The sequence below is a fragment of the Mycetohabitans sp. B8 genome (assembly GCF_021991875.1).
Classification (GTDB): domain Bacteria; phylum Pseudomonadota; class Gammaproteobacteria; order Burkholderiales; family Burkholderiaceae; genus Mycetohabitans.
On record NZ_JAHLKR010000062.1, the window covers coordinates 1 to 252 of the forward strand.

Genomic DNA, 252 nt, shown 5'->3' on the forward strand with positions numbered 1-252 from the left:
AGGTGGTGGAGTCGCTGGATCCCGATCGCGTGTGTGGTTATATGCAGCAGGCGCTGCACAGCTTGGCCGACGCGCTCGAGGCGGCACCCGAGCGGCCGATGCGACAGTTGGAGGTGTTGCCCAACGCGGAACGGACTTTACTGCTGCAGACGTGGAACGCGACGCAACAGGATTATCCGGCGCACCAATGCATCCACCAGCTGTTCGAAGCACAGGCTGAGCGCACGCCTGAGGCCACCGCACTCGTGTACG

The 252-nt window shown here is 63.5% G+C and carries 1 protein-coding gene; it reads left to right on the plus strand.

The features are described from left to right. Nucleotides 1-252: hypothetical protein (locus tag KQH60_RS14715; protein WP_237577138.1), on the plus strand; the 252-nt coding region annotated here is incomplete at both ends.